This window comes from Pseudarthrobacter naphthalenicus (assembly GCF_029076445.1).
Taxonomy (GTDB): Bacteria; Actinomycetota; Actinomycetes; order Actinomycetales; family Micrococcaceae; genus Arthrobacter; species Arthrobacter naphthalenicus.
On sequence record NZ_JARESG010000004.1, the window covers coordinates 59,147 to 72,562 of the forward strand.

The 13,416-nt window shown below is 62.9% G+C and carries 20 protein-coding genes and 1 pseudogene; 15 read left to right on the forward strand and 6 right to left on the reverse strand.

The window, feature by feature from the left end; genetic code table 11:
- The first annotated feature begins 32 nt into the window (after positions 1 to 32).
- The 11 genes from PY310_RS05280 to PY310_RS05325 all read left to right on the forward strand — a co-directional run bounded on the left by PY310_RS05280 (position 33) and on the right by PY310_RS05325 (position 6,215).
- Positions 33 to 197 (forward strand): helix-turn-helix transcriptional regulator, encoded by a 165-nt coding sequence (locus PY310_RS05280; RefSeq protein ID WP_275213206.1) that lies wholly within the window; start codon positions 33 to 35, stop codon positions 195 to 197.
- Positions 198 to 421: 224 nt separating this feature from the next.
- Positions 422 to 1,822 carry a DNA primase family protein gene (locus tag PY310_RS05285; protein WP_275213207.1) on the forward strand — a complete coding sequence of 467 codons (1,401 nt, stop codon included), beginning with the start codon at positions 422 to 424 and terminating at the stop codon, positions 1,820 to 1,822.
- A 136-nt stretch (positions 1,823 to 1,958) separates the two neighbouring features.
- On the forward strand, positions 1,959 to 2,300 hold the full coding sequence (locus PY310_RS05290) for a hypothetical protein (RefSeq protein ID WP_275213208.1): 342 nt from the start codon (positions 1,959 to 1,961) through the stop codon (positions 2,298 to 2,300).
- Between the two features lie 4 nt (positions 2,301 to 2,304).
- The gene (locus PY310_RS05295) at positions 2,305 to 3,459 is read left to right on the forward strand and encodes a hypothetical protein (RefSeq protein ID WP_275213209.1); all 1,155 of its coding nucleotides are present in this window, start codon (positions 2,305 to 2,307) and stop codon (positions 3,457 to 3,459) included.
- Positions 3,456 to 3,662, forward strand: a complete 207-nt coding sequence (locus PY310_RS05300) for a hypothetical protein (protein ID WP_275213210.1) — start codon at positions 3,456 to 3,458, stop codon at positions 3,660 to 3,662. Before PY310_RS05295 ends, PY310_RS05300 begins: the two co-directional genes overlap by 4 nt.
- On the forward strand, positions 3,659 to 3,856 hold the full coding sequence (locus tag PY310_RS05305; protein ID WP_275213211.1) for a hypothetical protein: 198 nt from the start codon (positions 3,659 to 3,661) through the stop codon (positions 3,854 to 3,856). Before PY310_RS05300 ends, PY310_RS05305 begins: the two co-directional genes overlap by 4 nt.
- Entirely contained in the window at positions 3,856 to 4,017 is a 162-nt protein-coding gene (locus tag PY310_RS05310; protein ID WP_275213213.1) for a hypothetical protein, read from the forward strand. Before PY310_RS05305 ends, PY310_RS05310 begins: the two co-directional genes overlap by 1 nt.
- Positions 4,014 to 4,238, forward strand: a complete 225-nt coding sequence (locus PY310_RS05315; protein WP_275213214.1) for a hypothetical protein — start codon at positions 4,014 to 4,016, stop codon at positions 4,236 to 4,238. The genes PY310_RS05310 and PY310_RS05315 overlap by 4 nt, the downstream gene beginning before the upstream one ends.
- 198 nt (positions 4,239 to 4,436) lie before the next feature.
- The gene (locus tag PY310_RS05320; protein WP_275213215.1) at positions 4,437 to 5,225 is read left to right on the forward strand and encodes a hypothetical protein; all 789 of its coding nucleotides are present in this window, start codon (positions 4,437 to 4,439) and stop codon (positions 5,223 to 5,225) included.
- Positions 5,226 to 5,406: 181 nt separating this feature from the next.
- A complete protein-coding gene (locus PY310_RS21770; RefSeq protein WP_472925631.1) occupies positions 5,407 to 5,766 on the forward strand; it encodes a phage terminase small subunit in 360 nt (119 codons plus the stop codon).
- Positions 5,767 to 6,044: 278 nt separating this feature from the next.
- Positions 6,045 to 6,215 (forward strand): hypothetical protein, encoded by a 171-nt coding sequence (locus PY310_RS05325; protein WP_275213216.1) that lies wholly within the window; start codon positions 6,045 to 6,047, stop codon positions 6,213 to 6,215.
- A 76-nt stretch (positions 6,216 to 6,291) separates the two neighbouring features.
- Here PY310_RS05325 and PY310_RS05330 read toward each other — a convergent pair whose 3' ends face one another.
- The 4 genes from PY310_RS05330 to PY310_RS05345 all read right to left on the reverse strand — a co-directional run bounded on the left by PY310_RS05330 (position 6,292) and on the right by PY310_RS05345 (position 8,035).
- Positions 6,292 to 6,690, reverse strand: a complete 399-nt coding sequence (locus tag PY310_RS05330) for a hypothetical protein (protein WP_275213218.1) — start codon at positions 6,688 to 6,690, stop codon at positions 6,292 to 6,294.
- Positions 6,691 to 6,990: 300 nt separating this feature from the next.
- Positions 6,991 to 7,323: a hypothetical protein gene (locus PY310_RS05335; RefSeq protein WP_275213219.1), complete on the reverse strand. Its 333-nt coding sequence runs from the start codon at positions 7,321 to 7,323 to the stop codon at positions 6,991 to 6,993.
- A gap of 425 nt (positions 7,324 to 7,748) precedes the next feature.
- The gene (locus PY310_RS05340) at positions 7,749 to 7,913 is read right to left on the reverse strand and encodes a hypothetical protein (protein ID WP_275213221.1); all 165 of its coding nucleotides are present in this window, start codon (positions 7,911 to 7,913) and stop codon (positions 7,749 to 7,751) included.
- Complete coding sequence (locus tag PY310_RS05345) at positions 7,910 to 8,035, reverse strand: hypothetical protein (RefSeq protein WP_275213222.1); 126 nt, start codon at positions 8,033 to 8,035, stop codon at positions 7,910 to 7,912. Before PY310_RS05345 ends, PY310_RS05340 begins: the two co-directional genes overlap by 4 nt.
- Positions 8,036 to 8,134: 99 nt before the next feature.
- Between PY310_RS05345 and PY310_RS05350 the strand changes: the two are divergent.
- From PY310_RS05350 to PY310_RS05360, 3 genes and pseudogenes are all read left to right on the forward strand, one after another.
- Positions 8,135 to 8,254 (forward strand): annotated as a pseudogene (locus PY310_RS05350) (DUF4244 domain-containing protein); the annotation flags it as partial.
- A complete protein-coding gene (locus tag PY310_RS05355) occupies positions 8,251 to 8,814 on the forward strand; it encodes a TadE family type IV pilus minor pilin (protein ID WP_275213223.1) in 564 nt (187 codons plus the stop codon). The pseudogene PY310_RS05350 and the gene PY310_RS05355, both read left to right, overlap by 4 nt.
- Positions 8,811 to 9,170, forward strand: a complete 360-nt coding sequence (locus PY310_RS05360) for an Rv3654c family TadE-like protein (RefSeq protein ID WP_275213225.1) — start codon at positions 8,811 to 8,813, stop codon at positions 9,168 to 9,170. The genes PY310_RS05355 and PY310_RS05360 overlap by 4 nt, the downstream gene beginning before the upstream one ends.
- On the opposite strand, the gene PY310_RS05365 is transcribed toward PY310_RS05360, so the two are convergent.
- Both PY310_RS05365 and PY310_RS05370 read right to left on the reverse strand, forming a co-directional pair.
- Positions 9,143 to 11,575 carry a DEAD/DEAH box helicase gene (locus PY310_RS05365; protein ID WP_275213226.1) on the reverse strand — a complete coding sequence of 811 codons (2,433 nt, stop codon included), beginning with the start codon at positions 11,573 to 11,575 and terminating at the stop codon, positions 9,143 to 9,145. The two genes, PY310_RS05360 and PY310_RS05365, sit on opposite strands and share 28 nt — an antisense overlap.
- Positions 11,576 to 11,602: 27 nt before the next feature.
- Entirely contained in the window at positions 11,603 to 12,295 is a 693-nt protein-coding gene (locus PY310_RS05370; protein ID WP_275213227.1) for a GNAT family N-acetyltransferase, read from the reverse strand.
- A 169-nt stretch (positions 12,296 to 12,464) separates the two neighbouring features.
- Here PY310_RS05370 and trhO point away from each other — a divergent pair, with 169 nt between their 5' ends.
- Positions 12,465 to 13,358, forward strand: coding sequence for an oxygen-dependent tRNA uridine(34) hydroxylase TrhO (gene trhO, locus PY310_RS05375; RefSeq protein ID WP_275213228.1), 894 nt, complete (start codon positions 12,465 to 12,467; stop codon positions 13,356 to 13,358).
- The last annotated feature ends 58 nt before the right edge of the window (positions 13,359 to 13,416 follow it).

The window sequence follows — 13,416 nt, forward strand, 5'->3', positions numbered from 1 at the left end:
CCAGGACATTTATGCAAAGGGGACAGTTCATAATGAGCGATCCAAAATTAACTATCGCAGACGTCATGCGTGATCGCAACGTCAGCAGATCCACGATCTACCGCCGCATCAAAGACGGCACACTAACGGCCTACAGGTTCGGGCCGCGCATTATCCGCTTTGATGCCGCCGAAGTGGCCGCCGCCTTCCAGAAGTAGGCCGGGCATGGAATCAACTGCAAACGACAAGTTGACCGCCCACATAGCCGCCATGGTTGCATCCTGGCCACCACTCACGCCGGAGCAGGTCCGCCGCGTCACCGTCCTTTTGCGGGGCACATCGTGATGACCTTTGCTCGGTGGAGCTATTGGGAATGCCGGCGCTGGGAACTTGAACATGAGACCCCCGGGAAATTCGGCTACTTCACCAAGGGGGATGCCAAATGACGGCTACCAATGAAATTCCCGACTACTTCCGCGCCGACGCTTTCGAGCCCGAAGCGCCGTTTTCATGGGACGACGCTGGGCTCCGGTCCCACCAGCGTATAGCAGCCCGATTCGCCACTTTCGCCGCCGGTAAGGCGCTCTACGTGGACGGCAATGGCTGGCACTACTGGGATGGCGCCCGGTGGGCACCTGACGCGAGCCAGGCACGGGTAAACCAGATCCTCACAGACATGCTCAAAGTGAGCTGGATGGAGGCCCAGGCAGACCGCGACTTGCAGTCAGATGTCCGGGCAAGCATGACGGCCACGGGCTCCGCCGGAGTCCTCAGCCTGGCAGCCCGCAAGTTATTCGCCGCAAAGGTGGACCTTGACCCATGGTTGCTGAACTGCCAAAACGGAACGCTGGACCTCCACACGCTCCGCTTACGGCCCCACGATCCCAAGGACCTGATTACCAAGATCACGGGCGCGGCCTACGATCCCACGGCCACCGGGGAAGCGTGGCGGGACTTCCTCGCCTCAAGTCTTCCTGACGCTGAGGTACGCGGATTCTTCCAGCGCTACGCCGGAATGGCCCTGATCGGTAAAGTGCTCGATCACGTCATGGTCATTGCCACCGGCTCCGGCCGGAACGGGAAAGGCGTCATTGCCCGCGCTATGAAGCCGGCACTTGGTGACTACGCGATATCGGGCGCGAATGACCTGCTTGTTGCCGGCCGCAAAGGTGAGAAGAAAAGCGCCTCGGAACTCTCCGCCATGATGGACCTCCGCGGCGCCAGGTGGGTGGAAATGTCCGAAATCCCCAAGGGCGCCAAGCTTGACGAAGCCGGAATGAAACACCTTGTAGGCGGCGACGTCGTGCCGGCCAAACTCATGGGCAGGGACCGAATCAACTTCGAGCCAAGCCATACGTTCTACATGCTCACCAATGACCTCCCGGCCATCGACGCCGACTCAGAAGCAGTATGGGCGCGGATCCGCGTCGTGCCATTCACTGAGTCATTCATCGGCCGCGAAGATCACACGATAGAGCCCCGCATCGCCGCCGAGACTAACGCCGTCCTGACATGGGCGGTCGAAGGGCTCCGCGACTACCAGAAGATCGGACTTGCAGCACCCTCGGCAGTCCTGGCAGCGGATGCCGAATACAGGCAGAGCAACGACCCTGTGAGCGTCTTTGTAGCTGAGGAATGCATCGTGTCCCCGGCCGCGTCCGCAGCGTCCTCGGTTCTCTTTGAGGCGTACACCGACTGGGCACGCCGCAACGGTGAACCCCAGCTAAGTTCCACGGCCTTTGGAGCACTACTGAAGCGAACCAAGGGCGTCACCGCCGGGACTGTTGGGCGGTCACGCGGTTACCGCGGCATCGGACTAGCCGCCAAATTGGAGGACTCCTAAACATGCCTCTGACCTGCAAAAACATCGAACTGCAACAGGTGCGACAGGTTCTCCGCTCGATTCTCACGGGAATTGAATCTAGGAAAGTACGCGGAAAACGTGTTGCACGCGTTGCAAACACCGAAAGGGCCAGCAAATGACTACCAACCCCCAGCCCTCAGTAGCCGTTATGAAGCTCTCAAAAGCTGAGTACATCGAACTCTGCGACACTCTCCGCGAGAGGGCGCAGGAAGCCCACGTAAACGCCCGCAAATGGGCCAACCGGGCACTAGAGGCAGAGACCCGCCTCGCCATCTACGAACCGGGCGACGAGCCCACCGAAACCACCCAGCCCAAGGAAGGCATCATGACCGCCAAGCCCCAGCTAACCGCCGCCGACGGATCCCCGGAACAGCCCCTACCGGAATCCCCGGTATTGACCGCCCACGACGACGCACCCCGCCCGCAAGCACGCCTTGACCACTCCAAGGAGAACTGAAGACATGACAGAGAACACTTGCGGCACAACCGCTGAAGACAACTTCACCGAAAGGTGCATGGAACCAGCCGGGCCGCAGCCCTGCCAGGAATGCCCGTGGCGGAAGATCAACCGCGGCAGGAGCCACCCGGACCAAGCCCCGTACACAGACGACTGGCTCACGACGAAATGGCGCAGCGTTTCCCAGGACGGCAACATCTTCGCTTGCCACCTATTCGACGCCGGAGCCCTCCACTACTCAGAGGAGATAAAGGCCGCCGGATTCAAGAAACCCGCAGACATCGGAGCCCGCAAGGAATGCGCCGGCATGGTTGCCATGGTCACCCGCGAGCTGGAAGCCATTATCGCCAGCCCCTCATTTGAGGAATACCGGCAGGAACGACCCTACGGCCTCACCCAGGAGTCACTGGACTACTTCGCCGCCCGGCTCCGGGGAGAGATTCAGCCGCCCTTCAAACCCTCCGAATACATCGACATGGCCGAAATCCTCGACATGCACGACGTAGTGAAACCGGACAGTATGACCTGGACCTACGACACCACGTTCCTGGACAACCTGAACGGCCTCGTCAAGATACTGATGCCCAAGTACCGGGAATGCGGCTGCACAGTCTGCGCCGAACACCACACAGTGCACGAGATGGTGCGACTGCACACGGCCGAAGACCTGGAGGTGACAGTAGACGCCGAACTGCACCCCCTGCTTCACGCCATGGCAGCGACCGGGATCCGCACCATAGCCTCATGCATCGACCTACGGGAAGCAATCACAGAGCTATCACCGGACATGCTGGCCCCACTGATGAACCTCGCAGACCCCGCCACCATCAGCTACGGGCCAGTCCTCCGCCGGCAAGCCTCATTCATAGAACTCCGCAACGACAACCCCGCAGAGAAGATCTTCCTGGCAGCAGCCGGGCAACTCCCAGGAGTGGACGCCACACACCAGAACTTACGGTCACAGATCATCTTCAATCGGGAACACCTGCCCACCCTCGCCGGCTTTGTAAACCTCACCGCGCAGCACGTCGCCCTGAAGGCGGCCCGTCAAACGAAACAGCCCAACACCCGCGCCGTTCCCGCCTCGTCAAAACAGGATCTCGCCCGCAAGCTCGCAACCAAACGCAAATCCAGCAGCCAAAACGGAAAGGGAAAATGACGTTGGAAAATTCGCCCCGCTCCATCCAGTCATCAGCAGGCATCTACTCAGACCGCACCCTAGACGGCTGGGACGCCCCGGCAGCAGCAGCCGCCCTCTGGGAACGCGCCAACCATCTTCAAGAGCAAGTGGACTACTGGAGGCGCCGCGCAACCTCCGCAGAGTCCCGCATGCTCGCCCACCACTGCCAGGGGGACCAGTGACCCGCCCCGGCGTAACGCCCCGCTACTACGCATGGAAAGACAACTGTAAGGCAGATACCCGCGGCATCGCCCTTTGGGGCAAGACCGGCCTTATTGCCCACCTGACCTACACCGAAGCCCGCCGCCTCGCAGACAAGCTGCACGACATGGCCGACAGGCTCGAAGCCACCGAACAGCCCAAGGAGAACAAGTAATGCCCCAACGCCACGACCAGGGATGGAAGAAGCAGCAGCCCACCCGCCAGCCGGAAGAATTGCCCAGCCCGGAAGCCCTGGCCTTGGATCTTGTAAGGCGCGGCCTCGCGTCACGGCAGATCCTCGATTCAGTCAGCCCCTACGGACGGCCGAAGCTGTGAACGACAACCCATTCATCTCCTACGCCGGCCGGTACTGGCAGAACCTCGAAGGATCCGCAGCCACTCACGCCCGCGCCGGCATCATCGAAAACCCCAACGGCTTTCGGGATCCATCAGTTGTCATCTTCCGGGACCGCTTTTGCCTCGCCGTCCTGACCGTGGAAGACGCAACCCGGCTCTCAAATGAACTCATCGACCAGATAGAAAGGCCCGTCGTATGAACCCCTGCGAATGCGCCGACGCTAAGCACGTCGTCCTCTGCGCTCTGAACCGCGGAGACGGCCCCTGCCTCAGCACCACGGCGCCCCAAGGGCCAGAACCAACCGCAACACCCGAACCACCAGCACTAAACAGCGACGCCCTCACCGCATCACTTACCGCCGCACTCAGCGGCAAGATCACCCTTTAGGAGAAACACCATGTTCGCAGAAATCCGCCGCATCGACCGCACCTTCGCCGGCCTCGCCATCGACCTGCCCAAGGAATGCCAGGACGCCAGCCCCCTGGCTAACGCAGCCATCGCCGCCACCAACTCCCCGGCAGTGCAGGACCTGCACGACGGCATCCTCTCAGGCACCATCACCCCCAAGAACATCGCCGCCAAACTCACCGAGTCAGCCATCGCCATCATGGCAGCAGAGCGCATCATCACCGCCGCAGAAGGCACACAGTCAGCCATCAACACGCTGTACTTCGGAGCCCTCAAAGCCCACGCTGACAAGCTTGTGACAGCACTCCGCCCCGCCTTCGATGAAGCCGCCAAGGTGATCCAGACAGCGGGCAAGTACTTCGCCCCCGACGCCAACGAACGGGACATCCTCAGCGCAGGCATGGAAGCAGTGGAAGCCTGGCACAACCTCGCCGCCGCCAAGGTCACACTTACTCAGATCATCAACGCCCGCGCCACCATCGCGGACACCGAGAGGGACAACAGCCCCGCCTACCTCCACTACATCAGCGGCAACTACACACAGGCCCAGCTCTGGCAGGCCGAAGCCGAGTACACCGGCGTAGGTCACGGACTCCACAACCTCGCACGCGCAGGCTTCACACTCCACCTCAACACCAAGGCCGAAGCCCTCAAGCTGGCAGAGACAGCACGCACCAAGACAGAGCAGCAGCAAGCCCAGGCCGAAGCTGCACGCATCGCAGACAGCAAGCGGGACAGCTCCCTCGCCTTCGAGCTCGCCGCCCGAGCAGCACAGTAACCAGACGGCCGACAGGTGATGCCCGCGCCGTGCAGCGACGGGCATCACCTGCCCCACCCCAGGGGGGACCACCAAGGCGCGAAAGAATCCAGACCGCCGGTGAGGTCAGTAATCCCCGCGCCAACCGCTCAACCTCAGCCGCAGGACGAAAGGAGGCCCTTGAATGGGCACTCAAAGGAATATGACCAAGCCCAATTCAAGGGCCTACAGGCCGCAGCAGGCAGCCATTAGGGCCGCGCTAGTGGAGCTCCCCGCGGAAGGATGCACACTGCCTGTCCCGGACCTTCCAAAGTCTAGGAAGTGGTCCGCTGTGGAAAAGGCCCGCTGGACCGAGCTTTGGGAGTCTCCCCAGGCGACGCAGTGGGACGACTCATGCCGGGGAACTGTCGCCCTGCTGGTGCAGTATGAATCCCGCTTGCTCTCAGACGACGACGGCGGCACGGCATGGGTAGCGCAGGAATGCCGCTACGCCTCAGAGTCCCTTGGGTTGACGCCTAAGGCCATGGCAACTCTCGGATGGAGGATCAGCGATGGCCAGTAGTAGGAGGGCCGCTAGAGGCGTTCCAACAAGTCCGATTTCCACGGACCCAAGCCACGTCACACAGCAGCGGCTACCATCTCCCCGCGGCGAAGTCCGGGCGTGGTTCAAGGGCGGAGTCTGCTACCGCGTCGCCCTCGCCGGCGTCATTTATGGATGGGGAGAAGGCCCGGACGTTTGGGCCGCTCTCCTGGACGGCAGTTTCAGGCCCAACGGCTACGGAAAGCACAACAGGTAGTTAGGCTGAGCGTTGCATCATTCATCACCTAGAGGGGGACGTTATGAACTATTGGTATGAGGCACTGGAAGGGCTCAGCGACGTACAGCAGACGGTCAGCAGTGACAGCCTCACGGTGGACCAGAAGCTGAAGATTGTTGAGATCAAAGCGCTATTGGCTATAGGCCAAGATCTGAACGCGCTACGGCTAAAAGATCACGAGCCGTTCAACTGAGTTAGCGAAAGCGGCCCCGAGCCTCCTAAGAGATCCGGGGCCGCTTTTTTGTTTGGTGGGAAATAGCATAGGCGTGCTAAATAGCTGGAGCGGGCGCCGACTTCACCGACAGTTTCTTGACTATCCCGATAATGAGGGCCGGGATGCTGGTAGCGATTGAAAGCATCGCAAGCATCGCCAGTGGCGGGAATTGCATTGGAAAGTAAAGAAAAAAGAGCAGGAATCCCAGGGGGAACGCAATCACCGCGTAGATAAGCGGTGTGCTCCCTGGTTTTCGGCCCTGCTCCCGGTAGGCCGCGAGTGCCACACATGCTGACACGGCGGCGATAACAAGCAAACTAACCTCAATGGTCATGAGCGCGCTAACGGCGCCACCTCTGACACCGCCAAAGGCGACCATAAGGACGAGAGCCAAAACAGTGCCGGCAATCGCGACTAGTGCAGATACTTTGAAACGCTTCCCCTGAGTGTTCATGTCGCAACTGTAACCGCAGGCTCAGACAAAGCGCAGCAAGGCCGTAGCGTAATTGCGCCACAGGCTGCGGCGCAATTGTCACACCCCGGGCCTAGTGTTCCGTGCCATGGTGAAGATTGATGTTGACGCGGTAGGCAAGATGTTGGATGACCTCCTGGCTCCGGTAGTGCGCTCACCATATGAGGAGCTGGAACCAGAATATGAGTTCCTGCCAGAGCCTCAGATTAACCGCTGGACGGCATAGGAAAGCCCCGGACCCATGACAGGTGCCGGGGCAGTTCCTACAGGCTTAGAACACGCTCAGGCGGCAGCGGCAGCAAGGTTAGCGGCGACCTGGAGAGCGTCAACGTTGGACAGAATCACCATGGCCTCATCGCCCGTTCCCTTGCCCGTCCACAGCTCGACGTAGTGCTCTTGCGTCCGGTAGTTCCACGCCGGAATGATGACGACGCCCGCGGCCTCAACTTCGCGGCCCAGGTAAAGACCATCGACGCCTTCCGACAGGACGTAACCGGCCGGCACTTCCGGGAACGGTTCGAGCTCTACCAGCAGTTCTGACGGCAGCACGCCCCGATCATGGGCCATCTCTGCAAGTTCGCGGACGGTGGCAGGGTAAAGAGTGGTTGTAGTCATGGCTGAGACCTATTTCTGTGAGTTGTACCCGTCCCCCAGCGGGACGAGGTTAGCCTAGCGGCCAGGTGATGCAGTGGTACAAAGATGAAGCGGACCTAAAGGAGGGGCTTGTCATAGTCCCTCACCCCGTCACTAAACCCGCCGCCCCCGCCTCCATCAGCGACATTCCAACGCCCGTAGCCCGCCCGGTAATCCGGGGCAGGCTGGCGCTCACGCGACTGCACGGCCGTGGCAGACGCTCAGCCCCCGGTAGGGCAGCAAAGGGAGGTATAAACACCGGGCCGACACTGTTTAGCGTCTAGGTCAGCAGGAACGACGCAGGCGGAAGCCTGGAACCAGCCAAGGGAGCAAAGGGGAAGCGCCTTGACTGGATCCCGACCGCCGCCGAACTGTGGATACTCACACACTTGACGGGGCCGGAATGGTTAGGCGGGCTCCGAGTGGAGCAGTGCCGCCTTAGCTTCGGTCTTGGTTCGGAAGCCGCCGAAGGTGACGGCGCCGCAGGTATCGCAGCTCGCCGCGTAGCCCTTGCTCTGGCCTTGATCGCCGTATGTGCCGCGCTCGAATGCAACGGCTTTGTGGCCCTTCACGCCGTCGCCCCGAAGGTGACAGCCACGAGGGCGGAGGGCAGGAGGAAGAAGGCCAACACCAAGACGGTGTAGAAGATGAATTGCACGGCGCCTTGCACGGCGCGGGCTGTAAGATTGTTCATGTTGCCGGTCCTAATCACTGGTAACCACGCCCCCGGATTGTTGACGCAATCGCGGGGGTTTCCCCGTCTCTGAGCGGGTAACTTCAACTAGTGTCTGTCTATGCCATTGCCACCCTGGCCGCCGTGGGCTTTGCCGGAATTTTGGTCTTCATTCTCCGCAGTGATGAAGTACGAGGATTCCTGCTCAACCTCATCCGCACAGCACTAGCCTTGCCATGAGTGGCGCGCCGGCAGCGTTGCACCCGGGCACACGGGGAGTCCGGAACAGGAAGGCCGCAGCAGGCATTTCCCGTGGTGACAGGCGGGAACCGGGAAAAGTCCAGAGCACCATGGCCGGGGCCGTGACGGCGGAGTTCGCTGTTGCGCTGCCGGCTGTCTTGCTGCTGCTCGCCCTGTTGCTGTCCGGGGCAGCTGCCGGCGTAACCCAGCTCAGGCTCGAGGAGGCTGCGCTTGCCGGCGGCCGGGCCCTTGCCCGTGGCGAGGACCCGGCCGCCGCTGAGGGAATCGTCAGGGCATTGGCGGGAACGTCGGCCACTGTCTCCGTTGCCGCCGACGGTGAGTGGCTGCACGTAACGGTGGCTGACCGGGCGGGCGGGCCCCTGGCGTCCACACTCCCGTGGACCCTTACGGCAAAAGCCAGTGCCCGGCGAGAGATGCCAACGGCGGCCGGCCCGCCCCGGCCCGGCCCGCTGTTGCAGGAACGGACGCCGGTGACAAACCTGAAGACGGTTGCGTGCCTCGAAAGGGTTGCGGCATACCTGAACACGGTCGCGGCATGAGCAGCCCGGCGGCGGACCACACCGAACGCGGTTCCGGGACCATCCTGGCAGCAGGACTGGCCTTGGTGATCATCATGACCATGACCCTCATGCTGCTCCTGGCGCAGTCAGCGGTGATGGCCAGCAGGGCGGCTGCAGCCGCGGACTTGGCCGCGCTTGCGGGGGCCGACGCCCTGCGCGGCCTGACCTCGGGGGCTCCGTGTGCCGTGGCCGCTGAAGTGGCGGCCCGGCACGATGCCCTCATCACCAGCTGCACGGAGGGGACCGGTCAGACAGTTGAGGTCCGGACCATGCTCAATGCCCGGGGCATGCTGGGTGCGGCCAGCGGTCATGCGCGGGCCGGACCGCCGCCCTGAGCCGCCGCCGGGTTGAGGTCCCGCTGCGGATGCGCCGGCAGTTCCAGGTCACGCCGCGGCGCTTCGCTCGAGTCCTGGAGGAGTACATCAATCAGGGTGATGGCCGCAGCCTTGTCCAGGGGGTTGTTCTTGTTCCCGCATTTGGGGGACTGGACACAGGAGGGGCAGCCGGACTCACACTCACAGGCCTTGATGGCGTCCCGGGTGGCCGAGAGCCAGACTTTCGCCTTATCAAAACCTCGCTCGGCAAAGCCCGCACCGCCGGGGTGCCCGTCGTAGACAAAGATGGTTGGCACTCCGGTGTCGGCGTGAATGGCCGTGGACACCCCGCCGATGTCCCAGCGGTCACTCGAAGCGACCAGAGGCAGCAGCCCGATGGCTGCGTGTTCGGCCGCATGAAGGGCGCCCGGGAACTGCGCCTCGATCAGCCCCGCGCCGGTGAGGGAACGGTTTTCCACCACAAACCAGACGGCCTTGGTGAACAGGTCCCTGGCGCCCAGCTCCAAGGGTTCCTCACCGAGGATTTCATTCGAGATCAGGGCCTTCCGCTGAAAGGAGACCACCTGGGTTGTGACCTTAACGTCGCCGAAGTGCACGGAGACGTCGCCCCACTGTGCAGTCCGCTGGGTTTCAAGGACCTCGATCTGGGTCACGTCCCGGGCCGTGGTGTAGTAGTCCGGATTGGCCCGGCGCACCATGACGCAGTGGTCGTCTTCGTTCAGTTCCTCCACCACGTAGCTGTCGCCCTGGTGAACGTAGACGGCTCCGGTGTGGGCCTGGTAATGCGTCTGGGGCGAGTCCATTGTTCCCAGCAGGGAGCCCGTGTCGGCGTCCACGATGCTCACGGGGCCGCCGCCGTCGGCCCGGAGGTTCACCATGGCGGCGGCGCTCTGGGAGTGGGTCCAGAACCAGCCTGCCGGGCGGCGCCGCAGGTAGCCCTGGGCAACCAGCTGCCCCAGCAACTTCTCGGACGTGCTGCCGAAGAGATCCAGCTCGGCCGCGCCGAGCGGGAGTTCCGCGGCTGCAGCGCAAAGATGCGGCCCCAACACATACGGATTGGAGGGATCAAACACGGTCGCCTCGACCGAGACGTCAAAGATCGCCTCCGGATGGTTCACCAGGTAGGTGTCCAGGGGGTCATCGCTGGCAACAAATGCAGCGATGGCATCCTGGCCCGCACGGCCGGCCCGTCCGATCTGCTGGAACAGTGAGGCGCGGGTTCCGGGCCACCCGGCCACCAGGACGGCGTCCAGGCCGGAGATGTCTATCCCGAGTTCCAAGGCAGAGGTGCTGGAGACACCCAGCAGCTCCCCTGACCGGAGCGCCTTTTCCAAGGCACGCCGTTCCTCCGGCAGATAGCCGGAACGGTACGCGGCCACCCGTTGCGGGAGGCTCGGGTCCACTTCATCCAGGAGCCGCTTGGTGATCGAGGAAATGGTCTCCGCGCCTCGCCGGGACTTAATGAAGGCGATGGTCCGGATCCGGGCGGAGACCAGGTTGGCCAGCAGGTCAGCCGTCTCGGCAACGGCCGTGCGGCGCTCCTTGGCCCCGTTTTCCCCTTTCAGCTCCGTCAGCGCGGGCTCCCAGAAGGCAACAGTGGTGGAGCCATGCGGGGAGCAGTCCTCGGCGACGGCCCGGACCGGCGCCCCGATCAGGCGACCGAAGGAGGTGCCCGGCTCCGAAGCTGTGGCCGAAGCGGCGATGAACACCGGTCCTGGATGGGCGGCGCCGGCACCGTAGTAGGCGCAGATGCGGCGGAGCCGGCGCATCAGGTTGGCCACGTGCGAACCGAACACGCCGCGGTAGCTGTGGGCCTCGTCCACAATCACGTAGCGCAGGCGGCGGAAGAAACTGGCCCACCAGGCATGATTTGGGAGAATGCCGAAGTGCAGCATGTCCGGATTAGCCAGGATGAAGTTGGCATGGTCCCGGATCCACCGGCGGGACGCGGGGTCCGTGTCGCCGTCGTACGTCTCGGCCCGAACGGTCGGCAGTTTCAAAGAACGGATGGCAGCGAGCTGGTCCGCGGCCAGCGCCTTGGTGGGGGAGAGATACAGCGTGACGGCACCGTCGTCGTGGATCTTCCCCGGTTCGGACACCACCCGAAGCTCCGAGCGGTGGATGGCATCCAGCGCCGGCAGCTGGTAGGCAAGGGACTTTCCGGAGGCCGTCCCGGTGGCTATCACCACGTGCTCCCCGCCGTGGGCAAGGTCTGCCGCCTCGATCTGGTGGCGGTAGGGCTCGTGAATGCCCAAGGAGCCGTACGCGGCAACGAGGTCAGGGTGCGCCCAATCCGGCCACGGCTCGTGGACAGCCCGGCGTGCGGGGATGGTGTGGACATGACGGAGCTGCTCCGGGTCCGGGCCGCGGCCCAGCAACGGGATCAGGGAGTCATGGGGGTTCACCCCAACATTCTTTCACCCGCGGAAAAATCAGCCCACGGACAGGTCCGCGCCCTCCTGAGAGGTGGACAGCATCAGCACACGGCACACCACGGACCAGCCCAGGTGGGAATACAGTTTCTGGCCATCGAGGGAAGCCAGCAACAGGCCGTTTTCCACATCCGGGCCGATGGCTTGCGCCGCGAGGGCCTTCATGATGAAACTGCCCAGGCCGCGGCGCTGGAACGCGGGCTGGACCACAATCTTGTCGAACACCGCCGTTCCGTCCACCACGAACACCCTGCCGCTGGCCGCAATCTCCTCACCGGAGCGGACAACGGCGTGGTGGACGCCTTCCACCTGGGACGTGACCAGGTTCAAATCGTCATCCGAGAGCCACGGATCCTCGGTGTCCTGGGTTTCCATGTCCACGATCATCATGGCCTGGGAAGCGGACGTGATGTTCAGCCCGTGTTTCCCGGCCAGCTGGTTGTAGCGGAGGACATCATTGGTCAGGATGGTCAAAATCCGGGCGGGAGCTTCCGCGGTCTTCGCTACCAGGGCCGCGAACTCGTCGTCGGAGGGGTCGTGGGCGAAGTATTCCCAGTCCCCGGTGGTGTCGGCCCGCAGTACAGCGGGGAAGCGGCCTTCCGTTGATGTCTGGTATCCGCGGCAACCGGCCCAACCGGTTACCCAGACTTCAAGAAGGTTTGTAATGTCTTCAACCAAGGCGTCCGGACTCATGTGATGAGGTTATTCCAGCCCCGCCACAAGTAACAGGGGTTCCGTACCCCGAACTGACTTGCTTATGCAATCGTGACCACCGCCCACGTCGACATGGCGGCGAGGTGATGCCGGTGCAGTCCGGGCAGCGGCGGAGTCGGGGCAGGCCGCAACCAGTACCCTTAAATACGTGGCTCTGAACAGAATTGTGCTCTTTTACGGCTTTACCCCCATCACCGACCCGGACGCGGTGCGGCTCTGGCAACGCGCGCTGTGCGAGAAACTGGGGCTGACCGGACGCATCCTGATCTCCAAGGACGGCATCAACGCCACGGTGGGCGGCGAGATCGGCGCGGTCAAGCAGTACGTCAAGACCACCCGGGAGTACAAGGGTTTCCACGGCATCGACGTGAAATGGTCCGACGGCAGTGCGGAGGACTTCCCGCGGCTGAGCGTTAAGGTCCGGGACGAGATCGTCTCCTTCGGCGCTCCCGGCGAACTCAAGGTGGATGCCAACGGCGTGGTGGGCGGCGGCATACGCCTGTTGCCCGAGGAACTGCACGAGCTGGTGGACGCCAGGAAGCAGGCAGGGGAGGACGTGGTGTTCTTTGACGGCCGTAACGCCTTCGAGGCCCAGATCGGGAAGTTCAAGGACGCAATCGTTCCCGACGTTGCCACCACGCACGACTTCATCAAGGAACTCGAGTCCGGCAAATACGACGCCCTGAAGGACAAACCCGTAGTCACGTACTGCACCGGCGGGATCCGCTGCGAGGTGCTCTCCAGCCTGATGGTGAACCGCGGCTTCAAGCAGGTCTACCAGCTCGACGGCGGCATTGTCCGCTACGGCGAAACCTTCAAGGACCAGGGCCTCTGGGAAGGCTCGCTCTATGTTTTCGACAAGCGCATGCACCTGGAATTCAGCGAAGAGGCAAAGACCATCGGTCAATGCGTCCGCTGTGCCGCACCCACCAGCAAGTTTGAGAACTGCTCCAACCTCAGCTGCCGCACCCTCACGCTGTACTGCTCCGAATGTGCCGCCAGCCCGGAGACGCTGCGCTGCCCGGAAGGCTGCGCTGCCTGACCCAGCATCAGAGCAGAATAGCCGGAACGCAATCTCGCCGTCCCGTGAATCACCTGGC